Origin of the sequence: Lactobacillus gallinarum, from assembly GCF_002160635.1 — a bacterium.
GTDB lineage: Bacteria > Bacillota > Bacilli > Lactobacillales > Lactobacillaceae > Lactobacillus > Lactobacillus gallinarum.
On the sequence record NZ_NFKZ01000004.1, the window covers coordinates 1 to 17,173 of the forward strand.

A 17,173-nucleotide genomic window follows, 5' to 3' on the forward strand; every position below is an offset into this window, starting at 1 on the left:
TTACCAAGAAAGATATTGGCATATCATACACCAGATGAAATCTTTGAAAGAGAATTAGATCTAATCTATCAAGCAGCTTGATTAAAAGTGTTCAATTTATTATTGCAATTTACGAATTTAATTCTTTTCAAATTTACATATGTCTCAGGATTAACCTCTGCATTATTAGGAGTACCAGTAACTATCAAACCAACATCTTTAGGTTCTAAAAAACGAGTTTTGATCCCTTGATGGTTAAGGATTTTAGTAATTAACATGGCATTTAGGCGCTCGCCATGTGCTTTAAAAGCAGCCATTCTATAGTCAGCATTCGGATAATCGAGTTGAGGTAAAGTTAATAGCAGTCGCTTAATTTCGCTTAGTTCTTTTTCAGGTAGATTAAAATATTGAGCAATTAATTCATAACGCTTGAAAATTTTATTAGCGATATCATCGTAATTGTTGCTTCTTAAACTAGCATAGGCGTATGTAATTAATAGATCAGTTACTTTAATATCATCGTCATTTCTTTTACCAGGTGCAGAAACCACAATTACTTTACGTTCTGGATCATCTTTAATGATTTTTAACGCTTTATCTACGTTGTTGCCTGTAGCAAGCGATGAACCACCAAATTTTACAACTTTCATATTTTTCCCTCGAATTATTTTAAGTCTAAAATTGAACTAATTACTAATTCCATATTTTGTGGCTCGATTACTTTTTCTAAGCTTGGTTTACGATCAAATAATGTTCGCACGCCAATCGATAATTGACCGCCTAATTCCTCGTAGAGCTTTTTAATTGCGGCAATACCTGTTTGAGGACAAACGCGTCCTGTGATAGCTTCATACACTGTTTCTGGAAATTTATATGGACTTGCGGTTGAAACAATTACCATTGGAGTCGTATCACCAGTTTTTTCTTGGTATTGATGAGCAACATATGAGCCAACAGCGGTATGGGGATCGATGACGTAGCGATCATAATTGTAGATGCGGTTAATTTCTTTAACTACTTGTCTTTCCGTCGCAAAATCAGCTGCAAAAATGTCCTGAAGTTTTGAAAGGATGTCATCACTAATGTGATAGTGGCCGCGTTGAGTTAATTGATTCATTAAACTATTGATTTGTTGATGGTCGCCGTCGTAAAGGTCAAATAATAGTCTCTCAAGATTGCTGGAAACTAAGATATCCATTGCAGGTGCATTGGTCAAATGGAATTTGCGACGACGGTCATATTCACCATTTTTAAAGAAATCAGTCAGTACATTATTTTCATTTGAAGCACAAATTAGTTTCTTAATTGGCAAACCTAGTTTTTTAGCATAATAACCTGCTAAAATATCTCCAAAATTGCCAGTAGGTACAGAAAAGTTAATCTGATCACCTAATTTAATTTCTTGTCTGCGTACTAATTGACCATATGTATAAAGATAGTATGAGATTTGTGGTACAAGACGACCAATATTCATTGAGTTGGCTGAAGAGAATTGATAGCCATTTTTATTCAACTGAGTCTTAAATTTAGTATCATTGAAGATTTTCTTTACTTCGGTTTGTGCATCATCAAAATTGCCTTTAATAGCGATTGCTTGGAGGTTGTCTCCGTGTTGACTAAGCATCTGACGAAGTTGAACTGGACTAACGCCACCTTCAGGATAAAAGACAATAACGTTAGTACCTTGTTGATTGGCAAAACCACGCATAGAAGCGGTCCCCGTGTCTCCAGAGGTTGCAGTCAGGATAATAATGTCACGATCAATTTTTTCGATTTGCACAGCACGTGTCATTAATTGCGGCAACATTTGCAAAGCAATATCTTTAAAGGCAAGAGTTGGTCCGTGGAATAATTCCATGTAGAAGTTATGATCATGCTTTTCAATCGGAACAATGCTGCGATCATCCCATTGTTCACTGTATGCATTAAGTACAGCGCTTTGAATCTGTTCTTTGGAATAATCATCAAAAAACAAACTAATTACCATTGCAGCTATTTGTTTATAAGATAATTTTGGCAAATCTTCTAATTTAAAATTTGCATGAGGAAAATCTGTTGGAACATATAAGCCACCGTCTGGCGCTAAGCCTTGAATAATAGCGGCAGCTGAATTTAACGTATTTTCTTTTGAACCTCGAGTACTACGATATTTCATAAAGCATCTTCCTATTCTTAAGTCTTAATTAATATATTAAACATTGTAACTTGTTTTTACCATATGTTACAATCATAAAAATAAGAAAAGAATTAAAAAAGAGTGATAGATAAAGATGACAATAAAAATAGCGTTACTTGGGTTAGGAACAGTAGGTTCTGGTATTTTAGACATTATAAAAAATGATAATGGAAAAATTGAACAGACAAGTGGGCAAAAGATTGTTGTTAAAAAAGCCTTCGTTCGAAATAAAGAAAAGTATCAAAAATTTGCACATTCAGTTAATATAATTACTGATTTTAATGATATTTTAAGCGATCCCGAAATTGAAATCGTGGCAGAATTGATGGGTGGATTACATCCCACAAAAGAATATATTAGTGAGGCATTGCGTGCCGGTAAGAATGTAGTAACCGCTAATAAAGATCTGATGGCTGTTTTTGGAACGAAATTAATTAAACTGGCCCAAGATAATCGTTGTGACTTAATGTATGATGCAAGTGTTGCTGGAGGCATCCCGATTTTACGAACATTAAGTGATTCTTATGTTGGAGACCATATTTTAGAAATTCAAGGCATTGTTAATGGCACAACAAATTATATTTTGTCGCAAATGAATAAAAAGGGACTAAGCTACGAAACTGCCTTGAAACATGCGCAAGAACTGGGTTTTGCGGAAGCAAATCCAACTAATGATGTCACAGGTAAAGATGCTGCATATAAAATGATTTTGTTGTGTCAATTTGCTTTTGGTGCACATGTTAAGATTACTGATTTCAATGTTGAGGGAATAGACCATTTACAAGACTTTGATTTGCAACAAGCTAAAGAATTGGGATATCCGATTAAGCTAATTGGCATTGCTAAAAAGGTGGCGGATAAATTATTTGTAGAAGTTGCTCCGTGTCTTTTGCCTGCAGATAGCTTAATGGCAAATATAGAAAATGAGATTAATGCTTTACAAATTAAAAGTCGAAATTTGGGAACGGCATTATTAACCGGACCGGGAGCAGGTAGTTTAGCCACTGCCAATTCGGTTATGAATGATATTGTTAGTGAAGTTAAAAATCTGGTTAATAAAACTAATGGCCAATTATTCAACCGATTTTCTAGTAAAGATTATTTGATTATTACTAAAGATATTAAAAATCCATATTATTTATCGTTTAAACTAGAAAAAGTTGCTCATTTGACTAATATTCTTGATGAATTAGGGATAGAGATTCAAGAATTAAAGCAAATAGAGGATAGAACTATCGTAATAACTAAGGCTATTAATCAACTGCAATTAGAGAAATTAAGCGCTGCTAATGTAAAACTAATGGCCAAATATAAGATTTTATAATGGAGGAGTTATAAAAATGATTATTAAGACACCAGCTTCAACTGCCAATTTAGGACCGGGTTTCGATTCTTTAGGTATGGCCGTATCGCTTTATTTAGAAGTGGAAGTATTAAACATCTCTGATCATTTTCAGGTGGATCATGTGATGCCAGATATTCCCCATGATGAAAATAATTTAATTGTGAAAACGGCTTTAACAGTTTATCCAGGATTGCAACCTCTTCATTTACGAGTAAAAAGTGATATTCCATTAGCGCATGGCTTAGGAAGCAGCTCTAGTGCAATTGCTGCAGGAATTGAATTGGCTAATCATTTTGGTAAGTTAAATTTGTCAGATAAAGAAAAAGTACAAATTGGAGCAAAAATTGAGGGCCATCCAGATAATATTGCGCCAACAATTTTAGGTGGTTTAATTATTGGAACGGAAATTGACAATCATTTTGATACTATTAAAGCACCGTTGCCTAATTTCTCTTTGGTGGCTTATGTGCCGGAATATAATTTGCCTACAAAGAAATCACGTAATGTTTTGCCTGAACATCTGGATTTTAAGACAGCTACACATGGTTCAGCTATTGCTAATACTCTGGTAGCAAGCTTATTTACACAAGAGTATCAAATGGCAGGCGAGCTCATGGAAAATGATGTTTTTCATGAAAAGTATCGTGAACGGCTTGTACCAGAGCTTTTGCAAGTCCGTGAGGTTGCACATCAAAAGCATGCTTTAGCAACATATTTAAGTGGTGCAGGTTCAACGATTATGACCTGGATTGAAGATGAACATGTTAAAGGCTTTTTATCAGGTTTGAGAAAACACGGATTAAAAGATAAGACATTAGTACTTAAACCAGATAATAATGGCGTCCAAATAATTGAAGATTAATAAAATGACCTTGATTAACTAAAATCAAGGTCATTTTTTAATTATCGAAAGTTTCGATAAATGAATCGCCGTCTACAAGTACTCGTTTGGCATTGACAGCGTACCAATATGGAATAACTACAGTATTATCTTCTTTTTCTAATTCACAATCGGCTATATCTAGAACTTCATCTAATTTATTTTCTGGAACTTGAGGATAAAGTTTAAGAAAAGCTTCTTTGGTCATGCCATTTTTCTTGAAGCCGCTACTTGGGTAATTATCTATAGTAATATCTTGAAAATCGGAGAGATCGTATATAGGTTTAAAGTCATCATCAAAATATTTTATTTCAATATTTTCAATTTCCATAAATGCACCAAGTTGATTAGCCATGTGAGGTAATTTGTTAGCTAATTGTTCAATTGTAAAGCCATTAGTAGTATCTGCTTGTTCACGATGGTGCTTGAGCCATGCCTGCCTTATATCATGAGCATCGCTACGTTTTAAGATAATATTTTTAACTCTTTTAATTAAATCTTCGTGTTTTTTAACAGCTTTTTGCCATTCGATTCTACTAGGATATAGCTGTCTGTAACTAACGGGGAAGGGACGATTAATAATATTGAAAATAAAGTTTAGCTTATCTGTAGGATAAGACTCTAACTCATTTTCTCGCCAAACTAATTGATAATATGAACTCATCGAAATCCGCCTTTCTATTTAACTAAATTATAAACTTTAATTAAATGAAGCGGCAGAAAAGGGGCAAACTTTTGAAGAAATTGAATAAATAAAATAAGCCTACATTGGCGATATCTAACCAATATAGGCTTATTAATAAATTGTATTTAAACAATCTCTTGCTCCTTGAAGCGTCCATAGACCTTCTCAACTTCACTTACGCTCATAAAGGCATATGGATCTGCTTTTTGAACAATTTGACGAATGTCATACATATCGTAACGATCGATGATCGTGATCAAAACAGTCTTTTCAATATGGCTATATGCACCTTCAGCATCATGCAAAATAGTTATCCCGCGGTGCATCCGGCTTTGAATACCATCGATAATATGTTGGGGATGCTGAGTTACAATCATTACTTGCATCTTCTGGTGTTGCGTATAGACAGCATCGATTACTCGGCCATTGATAAAAATTGTTAAGGCGGAGTATAAAGCACGTGTCCAACCGAACATGTAACCAGCAGCGGCAATAATGATTAGATTGATAAAGATATTGAATTTACCGTAGCTAATCCCAGTTTTTTGTCTGATGACAATTCCGATAATATCTAAACCACCGGTTGAAATTCCATTTTTAAGTGCTAAACCTGTACCGATACCATTAATTGAAGCACCGAAGATGGCACAGACAAGTGGGTCTAGACGCATTTGCCATGGCTGAATCCAATGCATCATGAACGAACCTAAAACAACGGCTACAATAGTAAAAAATGTAAATTTATGACCAATTTTGAACCATGCCAAAATGAATAATGGAAAGTTCAATATAAAGTACATAAATGATGTTGTTAATGTGAAGGGAAGATAACGTTCACTGACTGTGTTGATTAACTGAGCAAATCCTGTGATCCCGGATGAATACATGTGTCCAGGTGTCCAGAAAAAATTCAATGCAATAGCAACAGCAATTGAATAAAAGAAAGCAGCAGATAATTTTGAAAGAAAATTATAGCGTCTGTTAAATTTATCTAATTGATCCATTTATTGTCCTTTTTAGTTGCGACAAATATTATGCAACATTTGTACAACGAAATTATGTTTAATGAATGATATACTAAGTTTAACAAAAGTTGTGTCAGGGACCAATAAAAAATTCCTATACTACAAATATTTTATTTGCCGAGTATAGAAATTTTTACTTTGAATATCCTTGATTATGTTAAGTGCTATTTCTTTTCATTATAATATTTTTTGATTACATTAATAGGATTTAGCCAAGTGCCATTATCAACGTTCCAGTTTTTGCATGGGAAACCATGTTTATTAATGTAATCTTTGTTGGTTTTAGTTAATCCTAAATGTAAATGAGAGCCGGTCATTTTGCCGATCTTTTGACCGGCTTTAATCTTTTGACCTTTCTTAACGTAAATGTCTTTCTTTTTAGTAAATCCTTCTTGGTAAACTTCAACGTATTTATCAGGACTGATTACCCAAATGAACCAACCAAGTCCGCTACCGTAAGCAACTTTTTTAACAGTACCTGTGTGAATAGCATAAACGTTAGAACGTCCAACTTCAGAATAACCAAAGTCCCAACCATCATGAAAATAATAAGGTGGGTTAGAAGAACGCATATAATCAGTCATACCAAAAGTTTGAGCTTTAAACATTGGACGCACGCCATGTTTTTCACAAGCTTTGAATGGATAGCACCATTTATATGTTTTCTTTTCTTTAACATTTTCTGTAGTGACTGCAAGGGAAGAGTCTTCCGCTGTGTCTGCAGACACGACATTTGCAATATTAAAACTTGAACCTACTAAAACTGTCCCCAATAAAGTAATAATTGTTTTACGAAATTTCATCTATAGTAATTTCAGGTTGCGCCTGATTATTCATCCTCTCTATATGATCTAGACTATTGTAGCGCATTTGTTTTACGAGATAGTTACAAATTTCTTTCTAACGTATATAAGTTAAAATTAGTCCAAAAGAAAATCACTCTGAAAGAACTTCAAGAGTGATTTGAAATTATTTAGTTATCTGATCATTTTGCATAGTCATCAATGCCCAAGTGTTCCAGAATAAGAGCTGCTGTTTCTTCAATTGAACGGTGAGCAACATTGATTACGTAACAGCCTAGCTTCTTGTAAAGTTCTTGAGCTGATTCAAGTTCCTTGTTGATTGAATCCATGTTGGAGTAAGTAGTATCAGGGTTTAGACCATAAGCAATCATTCTTTGACGTCTGATTTCGTTTAAAACAGATGGGTCATTGGTTAAACCGATAATCTTTTTAGGATCGATTTCGTAGATTTCCTTTGGAATATGAGTTTCTGGAACTAAAGGTAAGTTAGCAACTTTTAAATTCTTGTTAGCTAAGAATAGTGAAAGTGGAGTCTTTGAAGTACGTGATACCCCAAGTAACACTACATCTGCTTCTAAGAATCCTTTTGGATCTTTACCATCATCGTACATTACGGCAAATTCCATTGCAGAAATTCTGTCAAAGTACTTTTGGTTTAAGCTGTGTTGTGCTCCGATCTTTTGATCAGGAGTCATATGAGTAGTTTGTTGAATTGCCTCAACTACTGGTGAAAAGATGTCAACGCATTGAATGTTATGCTCACGTGCAAATTTAATTACGGGCATTTGCATCTCATCTTTTACTAAACTATAAATGATCACTAAATTAGGATATTTTTCGATCTCCTCCAAGACTTCATCAAGTTTATCCTTGCTAGTAATAAATGGATAACGACGATAATTAATTTGGGCCTTTGGAAATTCGGCAGCAGCAGCAGTAGCGTTGCTGAATGCAGTATCACCAGCGGCATCTGAAATAATGATGATATTTACTTCATTTTGGTCTTTTGTTTCTGCCATATAATAGCACCTCTTTCTGAAATAATTATACTATTAATGAAAGCGGATTAACAAGGAAATTCGTTAAGCTAACATGTAACAATTATATAGAATGATTAGATTTAAATTTAAGGTTAAATAAAACTGATAAAATGTAAGGGCTTAAAAATATCCCGGATTTTATAAAAAATATTATAAGAATGTATTGACCCGTAAAATTAGTTTGGTATAATTTAAGTAAATGTATGGCGTAACGCCAAGAAATGGAAGGAGGGATCACACATGGCTAAGACAATCGTTCACGAAAACGAGTCTATTGATGATGCTCTTCGTCGTTTCAAGCGTTCCGTTTCAAGAAGTGGTACCTTACAAGAATACCGCAAACGCGAATTCTACGAAAAACCAAGTGTTCGTAGAAAGTTAAAGTCTGAAGCTGCACGCAAGCGTAGACATTATTAATATACTGAAAGCTCACCCGGGAATGGGTGAGTTTTTTTATACTTTCATTTTAGTTATGCGTATAGTTTGTTATAATACTATTGGGTTTTTAATAGAAAGAAGGATGCATATTGAGTTTGTCAGATAAGATCATGACTGATATGAAAACAGCCATGAAAAATCATGATAAGACTACGCTTAATACTGTCCGGATGATTAAATCTGCTTTGATGAATGAAAAAATCAAGTTGGGACATGATTTAACTCCAGATGAAGAATTAACGGTTCTTAATCGTGAGAAAAAGCAAAGAGAAGAATCAATCGAGGAATTTACTAAAGCCAAACGTACTGAATTAGTTGAAGAAACTAAGAAGGAATTAGCTGTAGTAGAAAAGTATATGCCTAAACAAATGAGCAAGGAAGAACTTGAATCTGCTGTTAAGGAAACGATTGATGAAGTTGGTGCCAAAGGTAAGTCTGATTTTGGTAAAGTAATGAAAGCATTGATGCCAAAAATTAAAGGACGTGCCGATGGCAAGGCTGCTTCACAAACAGTTCGTGATCAGCTGAATTAGTAGTAACAAGAAGGAGCGGGTCTTTTTGGCTCAAACAACTTTTATACCTCAAAAGGTAGAAGACATTCAAAAATTAGTTGGAGTTAATGATGGAAATCTAAAGCTTCTTTCAGAGGGTTATGATTTGTCTATTTCGGATACTGGCAATGAGATTGTAATTGTTGGAGATGATGAGGCAAATATTAAAAAGGCTATTGCTGTTTTAAAAGCGTTAGACAATGTTGTGAATACCGGCGTTAACGTTGGTGCGCCCGACACTGTGAGTGCGATGAAGATGGCGGATAAGGGTACAACTGAGTACTTTGCAGATCTGTATAAAAAGGTTTTAATTCGGGATGCTAAAGGTAGACCAATTAGAGTCAAAAATATGGGTCAAAAGCGTTATGTTGAAGCCATTGATAAATCTGATGTTGTTTTTGGAATAGGACCAGCCGGAACAGGTAAAACTTTTTTGGCTGTTGTCTGTGCAATCGCTGCCTTTAAAAGGGGTGAAGTTTCTCGCATAATTTTGACTAGACCAGCTGTAGAAGCTGGCGAGTCATTAGGCTTTTTGCCAGGAGATCTAAAAGAAAAAGTTGATCCTTACTTAAGACCAATTTACGATTCTTTGTACGCTATTCTTGGTACTAATACGACTGACCGCTTGATGGAACGTGGTGTAATTGAGGTTGCCCCACTTGCTTACATGCGTGGACGTACTCTTGATGATGCCTTTGTAATTCTTGATGAAGCCCAAAATACTACAGATGCACAGATGAAGATGTTCTTAACACGTCTTGGATTCAACTCTAAGATGGTCGTAAATGGAGATATGACTCAAGTCGATTTGCCGGGACGACAGCATAGCGGTTTGATCGATGCTAAGCATATTTTAAAGAATATCGACCAAATTAAGTTCATCAACTTCTCTGCAAATGATGTCGTTCGACATCCTGTAGTTGCCAAAATTATTACTGCTTATGAAAAAGAGGACATTAAAAATTAAAAATGGATCCAATTGATGTTACTTATCATGATGAAGTCGGATTTTTAGACGATAAGAATCGCGACTGGCAAGACTGGATTATGAAGTTATTGCTTTTAGCTAAAAAGGAAATTGGCAAAGATAATAACTTAGAAATGAGTATTAACTTTGTCGATGAAGACCGTAGTCATGAGATTAATTTGAAATATCGCGATAAAGATCGTCCAACTGATGTTATTTCTTTTGCAATAGAAGATGGTGAGGATGCAATTGATTTATCAGCTTTTGAAGATGATCCAGATTTTCAAGAAGATATTGGGGACTTGTTTATGTGTCCTAGCGTGATAAAGCGTCATAGTAAGGAATATGGTACAGGATTTGATCGAGAATTTGGCTATACAGTAGTTCATGGATTCTTACATTTAAATGGCTATGATCATATCAAACCTGATGAAGCCAAAGAAATGTTTGGCATTCAAGGAAAGGTATTGGAAGAATATGGGTTGCCATTATATCCTGATCAATTAGATGAAGGCAGAGGTAAATAGATGGAAGAAAAACAATTTAAATCTGGCTTTGTTGCTTTAGTTGGTCGACCAAATGTAGGTAAATCAACTTTAATGAACTATTTAGTAGGTCAAAAAGTAGCAATCACATCAAGTAAGCCACAAACAACGCGTAATCGTATCTCAGGTATTTATACTTCAAATAAAATGCAAGTTGTATTTGTTGACACGCCAGGTATCTTTAAACCTCATTCAAAACTTGACGATTATATGGATAAGGCTAGTTTATCTAGTTTAAATGACGTTGATTTAGTCTTATTCATGGTTGAACCTGAGGAAATTGGTAAAGGTGATCAATATATTGCTAACTTGTTAAAAGAAGTTAAGGTACCAGTATTTTTGGTAATTAACAAGGTTGATCAAATTCATCCTAATAAACTTTTGCCAATTATGGATTCATATCATAAACTTGAGGGTTTTAAAGAAATACTACCAATTTCTGCTACTCAGGGTATTGGTATTGAAGATTTACTTAATACAATTAATAAGTATTTACCAGAGGGCCCACAATATTATGGTGCTGACCAGATCACAGATCGCCCAGAATATTTTGTGGTAGCCGAACTTATTCGTGAACAAATTCTGCGACTAACTTCCCAAGAAGTGCCACATGCTACCGCAGTTGCAGTTGATCAAATGAATAAGCATCAAAATGGCAAGTTACTAATAGAAGCTACTATTTATGTGGAGAAAGATGGTCAAAAAGGCATTATTATCGGTAAAGGTGGTAAAATGCTCAAACAGATCGGTATTAATTCACGTAAAGAAATAGAGCATTTACTTGGTGAAAAAGTAAATCTACGCCTTTGGGTTAAAGTTCAACACAATTGGCGTTCAGATCCAAGCTTTTTGAAACTTATTGGCTACGACAAGAAGGAGCTTAGTTGATGGCACGTGAACTGAAAGAAGTTCAGGGCATCATTTTTAAAAGGCAAAAATATAAAGAAGCAGACTTATTAGCTAAGATCATGACTAAAGAAGATGGCATTATTACATTGATTGTGAAAGGGGCATTGAGACCAAAATCACAATTGAGTGCAGCGACATTGAATTTCTCAATGGGTACATATGTCATTTATACAAACGGTCATGGTTTAAGCAATCTGCGTACATATAAAGAAGTGAAGCAGTTTGACGGTTTGTACCGTGACTTGACGAAGAATGCTTACACTTCTTTTATTTTTGACTTAATTGATCACGCTTTTGTCGAATATCAACCTCTTGGTAAATATTATGACTTAGCGGTTTTTGCCCTGAAGAAGATTGATGCTGGTGTAGATAATGAAATGATTACGCAAATCGTACAGATGAAAATGTTAAGTGCTTTTGGAGTTGAGCCCGAATTGCGTCATTGCGTTATTTGTGGCAAGGAAAAAGGTACATTTGATTATTCGATTAAATTAGGCGGAATTATTTGCAGTGATCATTTTGCAGTAGTAAATAGTCGGCTGCATTTAATGCCTAAGCAGACTGCAGTATTGCGCACAATCGGACTTTTACCTATTAATCGGTTGGGCAATATTGAATTAAATGCTGAGACTAAAAAAGCAACTCGTAAAGCAATTGATCGTATCTATAGAGAAACAATCGATTTAAATCTGAAAACTAAAAAATTTTTAGATGAAATAAAGCTGTTTTAAAGTCTGGTTTTAACCTAATTCATGTGTTAAAATAAACACGTATTTGACGATGATGAGGATTTAAAAAAGTACTAATTTAGCGAGTGTCGATAGGTGGAAGGGCATATTAGGAAAAGGCACCTCTAGTCATATTCAATTAAGTGCAGGAAGAATACTTCCTGAATTAGGGTGGAACCGCGATAATATTTCGTCCCTATGCAAAATTTTGCATAGGCTTTTTTTATGGCCTAGCGCAGGAGGAGAATTAAGGAAAATGGCAGATAAGAAATTAAACATTCAAAATATGATCTTTAAGCTGGAACAATTCTGGTCCTCCAAAGGTTGTATGATTATGCCTTCATATGACGTTGAAAAGGGTGCAGGTACTATGAGTCCTTACACTTTTCTTCGTGCAGTTGGTCCAGAACCATGGGCAGCTTGTTATGTAGAGCCTTCTAGAAGACCTGCAGATGGTCGTTATGGTGAAAACCCTAACCGGTTATTCCAACACCACCAATTCCAAGTTGTTATTAAGCCAGCTCCTAAGGATATTCAACAATATTACTTAGACAGTTTGAAGGTTTTAGGTATCGATCCTTTGGAACACGATATTCGTTTCGTAGAAGACAACTGGGCTAATCCATCAATGGGTTGTGCCGGTGTTGGTTGGGAAGTATGGCTTGATGGTATGGAAGTTAGCCAATTTACTTACTTCCAAGTTGTTGGTGAATTAGATGTTAAGCCAACTATGAGTGAAATTACTTATGGTGTTGAAAGACTTGCATCATACATTCAAGACGTTAACAATGTTTTTGACCTTGAATGGGGCGACGGCGTACTTTACCGTGATATCTTTAAGCAACCCGAATATGAACATTCTAAGTATGCTTTTGAAGAATCAGATCAAGAACAACTTCTTAAATTCTTCGATATTTATGAATCAACTGCTAAGCGTTTACTTAGTCAAAATCTTGTACACCCAGCATACGACTATATCTTGAAGTGTTCACATACTTTCAACTTGCTTGATGCTCGTGGCGCTGTTTCAGTAACTGAACGTGCTGGTTACTTATCAAGAATTAGAAACTTGGCTCACGAAGTTGCTGTTAAGTTTGTCGAAGAACGTGAAAAGCGCGGCTTCCCATTACTTAAGAGTGCAGAAGATAAGAAAGCGGGGGTAGAAAATGGCTAAAGATTATTTATTTGAAATTGGTACTGAAGAAATGCCAGCTCACGTTGTTCCACGCAGCGTTAAGCAATTAGCTGACAGAACAAGAAAGTTTTTAAAAGAAAATGGCTTAAAGTTCAAAGATATCAAGACTTTTTCAACTCCACGTCGTTTAACTCTTTTGGTAGAAGACTTAGCTGAAAAGCAAGATGATATCGATGAAGTTAAAAAAGGTCCTGCAAAGAAGATTGCCCAAGATGCTGATGGTAATTGGACCAAGGCTGCACAAGGTTTTGCTCGCGGTCAAGGTATGACTACTGATGATATTTACTTCGAAGAACTTAAGGGTACTGAATATGCTTACGTTCACGTACAAAAAGAAGGTAAAAAAGCTAGCGATATCTTGCTTGGCATGAGCGATATTATTAAGGCAATGACTTTCCCAACTAAGATGCGTTGGGATTCAAATGATTTTGAATTTGTTCGTCCAATTCACTGGCTTGTATCATTATTTGGTAGCGATGTAATTCCTGTTAAGATTTTGGATATTACTGCAGGTCGTAAGACTCAAGGCCACCGCTTCTTAGGTGATTCTGTTGTCTTAGCTAATGCTGACGATTATGAAGACGCATTGAAGGATCAATACGTAATCGCTAATGCAGAAGAACGTAAAGACATGATTGTTAACCAAATGAACGAATTGGTTAAGAAGAATCATTGGCAAATTAAACCAGATAAAGATTTACTTGAAGAAGTTACTTACCTTGTTGAATATCCAACTGTTTTTGCTGGTTCATTCGATGAAAAGTACTTAAACATTCCTGATGAAGTTTTAATTACTTCAATGAAGGATAACCAAAGATACTTCGAAGTTTACGATGAAAATGGCAAGTTAATTAACCACTTTATCGCTGTTCGTAACGGTAACAAGGATTACCTTGACAACGTTATTTCTGGTAACGAAAAGGTATTGGTTGCTCGTCTAGACGATGCTCAATTCTTCTATGATGAAGACCGTAAGTATCCACTCAGCCACTTTGTTGATCGTCTTAAGAATGTTTCATTCCACGATAAGATTGGTTCAATGGCCGAAAAGATGCAACGTGTTCGCATGATTGGTGATTACCTTGCAAAGCGTTGGAATTTACCTGAAAATGTAGTTACTGATTTTGATCGTGCAAGTGAACTTTACAAGTTTGACTTAGTAACTCAAATGGTAGGTGAATTTGCAGAACTTCAAGGTGTAATGGGGATGCATTATGCTCGTCTTGCTGGCGAAGATGAAGAAGTTTCAGTTGCTATTAAAGAACACTACATGCCAGCTACAGCAGAAGGTCCACTTCCAGAAACTACAGTAGGTTCATTATTATCAGTTGCAGATAAGATTGATACTATCATTACCTTCTTTGGTGCAGGTATGATTCCTACATCATCTAATGACCCATATGCACTTCGTCGTTATGCTTATGGTATTGTTAGAATTTTGCTTAATGAAAAATGGTCACTTCCATTTAATGAAGTATTACCAGAAATCATTAACATGCTTGGTGGTGTAACTCCAGCTAAGCTTCCTAAGGGCGATGCTGAACAAGAAATAGCCGACTTTATTCGTGATCGTGTAAAGCAATACTTACAAAAGAATAAATTTAAGTATGATATTGTTGATGCTGTTCTTGCTTCAAGTCAACAAGATCCAAGTCAAATTTTAGCTGCTGCTAATGTATTGCAACTTCACCATGATGATGAAGAATTTAAGCCAGTGGTAGAAAGTTTGACTAGAATTAACAACATTTTGAAGAAGGCTAAGTTCACTGGCAAGGTTGCTGTTGATGAAAGCTTATTTGTTGATAATAGTGAAAAAGAACTTTATGCTGGTGTTCAAAACTTACAAAATATTGACAGCTTAGCTGATTTGTACCAAGGATTTGTTCATTTACAACCAGTAATTGATCAATACTTCGAAGCTAATATGATTATGGATAAAGATGAAAAAGTTAAGAATAATCGTTTAGCTCAATTGTTTGCTATTAGTGAATTAGCTGATCGTTTAGGCGATTTGAGTAAGTTGGTTATTAAATAATTAGATAGAAAAGGTGTTTCATATGGCTGGACGAATTCCTGAAGATTTTATTGCGGAAGTTCGCAGTAACGTTAATATCGTGGATGTAATCAGCCAATACGTCTCACTTGAAAAGAAAGGCAAAGACTATATCGGTCTTTGCCCTTTTCATCAGGAAAAAACACCATCTTTTACGGTGAACGAGGAAAAACAGTTTTTTAAATGTTTTGGTTGCGGTAAGGGTGGCAATGTCTTTAAGTTTTTAATGTATAAAGACAATCTAACTTTTCCTGAAAGTGTTCAACGAGTTGCTGAATTTGCTCACATTGCAATGCCAGCTGATTATAATGCAAATGGTGGAACAAAATTAAGTCCCATTATGCGTATTAATAAGGACGCGGTAGACTTTTATCATCGTGTGTTGTTAACTACCAAAGCTGGTGAGCGGGGGATGCAATATGCAAAAAAACGTCAATTAGATTCTGATACACTTGAGCATTTTAAAATAGGCTATGCTCCTAAAGAAGATAATGTTTTAATAACTTATCTGAGAGGTAAGGAGTATAAGGATGACGAATTAGCGCAAAGTGGTTTATTTGTACAAACTCAGGACGGTCGATTATTTGATCGTTTCCGCGATCGCCTTATGTTTCCTTTAGAAGATGAAAATGGTCGTTCCATTGGATTTTCTGGACGTCGAATTTCAAATGATAAAACTGAAGCTAAGTATATGAATAGTCCGGAGACTGAAGTTTTTACTAAGTCTAAAGTTTTATTTCATTTTGCGGAAGCCAAAAAAGCGGCTCGTAGTGAAGATCATCTAGTTCTATATGAAGGGTATATGGATGTAATTGCTGCTTATAAAGCTGGAATCAAATCCGGTGTTGCTTCAATGGGGACTAGTTTGACTGATGATCAAGTTTACATGTTGCGTCGTGTAACTCCAAATATTATTGTCAATTATGATGGTGATGATCCGGGGGTTCACGCTGAAGAACGTGCAGCACGAATGTTTAGTAAAGACGGCAATTTTAATTTAGGAATTGTTGTCCTGCCAGAGAAGCTTGATCCAGATGAATATGTAAGAAAATATGGCGCTGAGAAGTATCGAGGAGAAATAAAGGGTGCTTTAACTCCTACAGATTTCTTTCTTAAGAGATTAGCTCAGAAATACAATTTAGATAATGATCGCGAAAAAATTACATATTTAAATGAAGCAGTTAAAGAAATTAGTCAGGTTAAAAACCCAGTTGAACAAGATATGTATCTGGAAAAATTATCTAGATCAGCTGGTGTATCGCTTAATTCTTTAAAAGCTAACTTAGCTCGTGAGCGGCGGAAAAATAATCGTGCTCGCAGTCATACTCGAACTCGTAATCGTGATTATTATGCTCAACAACCAAATGATTTAAATCTTGGTGATCCTGCTACGAGTGTAGACACATTGCCGATTCAGCAAACAGAAGTGCAAAAACATCCTAGTCAGTCACGTTTGCTTTATTTATTTATTCATTCGGCAAATGCTCAACAGTATTTACAGGAAGGTAAGTTTCATTTTCCTGATCAAGATTATGAAACTTTATCCCAGTTATGGCTAAAATTTGCTGCAACGCATGAGAATCCACAAATTGATAGTTTTTTAGATTTTATTCCTGAGCAACTTCAAGGTATAATAGTAGATGCTGAACTAGCACATATGCCGAAGGATTTTACAATTCAAGAAATTAATGAGCACGTGTTTGCACTTCAAAAGCGCAGCATTTATTCCCAGCTGAATGAGCTTCAAAATCAATTGCAGGATGCTAAGCGCAGAGAAGATGTTCAAAAAACAATAGAAGTTACTCAAAAAATTATTGAGTTGAAGAGAATCTTAGGTTAATTAAGGAGGCTTTT

Annotated in this window: 16 protein-coding genes and 1 pseudogene; 11 read left to right on the forward strand and 6 right to left on the reverse strand. The window is 35.4% G+C overall.

Annotated features, from left to right (window positions below):
- Window positions 1–116 precede the first annotated feature (116 nt).
- Both B5E95_RS02620 and thrC read right to left on the reverse strand, forming a co-directional pair.
- Window positions 117–629: pseudogene (locus B5E95_RS02620) on the reverse strand (amino acid kinase family protein); the annotation flags it as partial.
- A 14-nt stretch (window positions 630–643) separates the two neighbouring features.
- The gene (gene thrC / locus B5E95_RS02625) at window positions 644–2,134 is read right to left on the reverse strand and encodes a threonine synthase (protein ID WP_056945525.1); all 1,491 of its coding nucleotides are present in this window, start codon (window positions 2,132–2,134) and stop codon (window positions 644–646) included.
- A gap of 115 nt (window positions 2,135–2,249) precedes the next feature.
- On the opposite strand from thrC, the gene B5E95_RS02630 reads away from it, so the two are divergent.
- Together B5E95_RS02630 and thrB are read left to right on the forward strand one after the other, a co-directional pair.
- Window positions 2,250–3,479 (forward strand): homoserine dehydrogenase, encoded by a 1,230-nt coding sequence (locus B5E95_RS02630; RefSeq protein WP_087235508.1) that lies wholly within the window; start codon window positions 2,250–2,252, stop codon window positions 3,477–3,479.
- Between the two features lie 16 nt (window positions 3,480–3,495).
- Entirely contained in the window at window positions 3,496–4,362 is an 867-nt protein-coding gene (gene thrB, locus B5E95_RS02635) for a homoserine kinase (RefSeq protein ID WP_056945524.1), read from the forward strand.
- 37 nt (window positions 4,363–4,399) lie between these two features.
- On the opposite strand, the gene B5E95_RS02640 is transcribed toward thrB, so the two are convergent.
- From B5E95_RS02640 to B5E95_RS02655, 4 genes are all read right to left on the reverse strand, one after another.
- On the reverse strand, window positions 4,400–5,044 hold the full coding sequence (locus B5E95_RS02640) for a hypothetical protein (RefSeq protein WP_025005637.1): 645 nt from the start codon (window positions 5,042–5,044) through the stop codon (window positions 4,400–4,402).
- 146 nt (window positions 5,045–5,190) lie between these two features.
- Entirely contained in the window at window positions 5,191–6,069 is an 879-nt protein-coding gene (locus B5E95_RS02645) for a YitT family protein (RefSeq protein ID WP_025005638.1), read from the reverse strand.
- 185 nt (window positions 6,070–6,254) lie between these two features.
- Complete coding sequence (locus tag B5E95_RS02650) at window positions 6,255–6,893, reverse strand: M23 family metallopeptidase (protein ID WP_087235509.1); 639 nt, start codon at window positions 6,891–6,893, stop codon at window positions 6,255–6,257.
- A gap of 182 nt (window positions 6,894–7,075) precedes the next feature.
- Entirely contained in the window at window positions 7,076–7,912 is an 837-nt protein-coding gene (locus B5E95_RS02655) for a pyruvate, water dikinase regulatory protein (protein WP_025005640.1), read from the reverse strand.
- Between the two features lie 261 nt (window positions 7,913–8,173).
- Between B5E95_RS02655 and rpsU the strand changes: the two genes are divergently transcribed.
- From rpsU to dnaG, 9 genes are all read left to right on the forward strand, one after another.
- A complete protein-coding gene (gene rpsU, locus B5E95_RS02660; protein WP_002880182.1) occupies window positions 8,174–8,350 on the forward strand; it encodes a 30S ribosomal protein S21 in 177 nt (58 codons plus the stop codon).
- 110 nt (window positions 8,351–8,460) lie between these two features.
- Window positions 8,461–8,904, forward strand: coding sequence for a GatB/YqeY domain-containing protein (locus tag B5E95_RS02665; RefSeq protein WP_087235510.1), 444 nt, complete (start codon window positions 8,461–8,463; stop codon window positions 8,902–8,904).
- A gap of 25 nt (window positions 8,905–8,929) precedes the next feature.
- Window positions 8,930–9,889, forward strand: a complete 960-nt coding sequence (locus B5E95_RS02670) for a PhoH family protein (protein WP_056945523.1) — start codon at window positions 8,930–8,932, stop codon at window positions 9,887–9,889.
- A gap of 2 nt (window positions 9,890–9,891) precedes the next feature.
- A complete protein-coding gene (gene ybeY, locus B5E95_RS02675; RefSeq protein ID WP_025005642.1) occupies window positions 9,892–10,416 on the forward strand; it encodes an rRNA maturation RNase YbeY in 525 nt (174 codons plus the stop codon).
- Window positions 10,417–11,322, forward strand: a complete 906-nt coding sequence (era, locus tag B5E95_RS02680) for a GTPase Era (protein ID WP_025005643.1) — start codon at window positions 10,417–10,419, stop codon at window positions 11,320–11,322.
- A complete protein-coding gene (gene recO / locus B5E95_RS02685; protein ID WP_025005644.1) occupies window positions 11,322–12,074 on the forward strand; it encodes a DNA repair protein RecO in 753 nt (250 codons plus the stop codon). The genes era and recO overlap by 1 nt, the downstream gene beginning before the upstream one ends.
- A gap of 253 nt (window positions 12,075–12,327) precedes the next feature.
- Window positions 12,328–13,245 (forward strand): glycine--tRNA ligase subunit alpha, encoded by a 918-nt coding sequence (glyQ, locus tag B5E95_RS02690; protein WP_056945522.1) that lies wholly within the window; start codon window positions 12,328–12,330, stop codon window positions 13,243–13,245.
- Window positions 13,238–15,301 (forward strand): glycine--tRNA ligase subunit beta, encoded by a 2,064-nt coding sequence (gene glyS / locus B5E95_RS02695; RefSeq protein ID WP_087235511.1) that lies wholly within the window; start codon window positions 13,238–13,240, stop codon window positions 15,299–15,301. Before glyQ ends, glyS begins: the two co-directional genes overlap by 8 nt.
- 22 nt (window positions 15,302–15,323) lie before the next feature.
- Window positions 15,324–17,159 carry a DNA primase gene (gene dnaG, locus B5E95_RS02700; RefSeq protein WP_087235512.1) on the forward strand — a complete coding sequence of 612 codons (1,836 nt, stop codon included), beginning with the start codon at window positions 15,324–15,326 and terminating at the stop codon, window positions 17,157–17,159.
- The last annotated feature ends 14 nt before the right edge of the window (window positions 17,160–17,173 follow it).